We start from the raw sequence: 627 nt of genomic DNA, 5'->3' as shown, positions 1-627 counted from the left end.
ATAGGGTTGCAAAGCGAACGTGGCGAACTGAAACATCTAAGTAGCTACAGGAATAGAAATCAACCGAGATTCCCAAAGTAGTGGCGAGCGAAATGGGAACAGCCTGCAAGATTTAGCATTTTTGATAACAGAACGCAATGGAAAGTGCGGCCATAGCGGGTGATAGCCCCGTATGTGAAATCGAAGGTGTGGCACTAAGCTTGCGACAAGTAGGGCGGGACACGAGAAATCCTGTCTGAAGATGGGGGGACCATCCTCCAAGGCTAAATACTCGATATCGACCGATAGTGAACCAGTACCGTGAGGGAAAGGCGAAAAGAACCCCGGAAGGGGAGTGAAATAGATCCTGAAACCGTGTGCATACAAACAGTAGGAGCCCTTGAAAAATGGGGTGACTGCGTACCTTTTGTATAATGGGTCAGCGACTTACATTCAGTGGCAAGGTTAACCGTATAGGGAAGCCGAAGAGAAATCGAGTCCGAATAGGGCGACAGTCGCTGGGTGTAGACCCGAAACCAAGTGATCTACTCATGGCCAGGATGAAGGTGCGGTAACACGCACTGGAGGTCCGAACCCACTAATGTTGAAAAATTAGGGGATGAGCTGTGGGTAGGGGTGAAAGGCTAA

Annotated in this window: 1 rRNA gene; it reads left to right on the top strand. The window is 49.4% G+C overall.

The features are described 5' to 3' along the window. A 23S ribosomal RNA gene (locus ACFOFO_RS26555) occupies nucleotides 1-627 on the top strand; the annotation flags it as partial.

This window comes from Pseudundibacterium arcticum (assembly GCF_042646465.1).
In the GTDB taxonomy this organism is placed as follows: Bacteria; Pseudomonadota; Gammaproteobacteria; order Burkholderiales; family Burkholderiaceae_D; genus Undibacterium_A; species Undibacterium_A arcticum.
The sequence above is the reverse complement of the archived record's forward strand: the minus strand, read 5'-3'. Positions and strand labels throughout refer to the sequence as shown.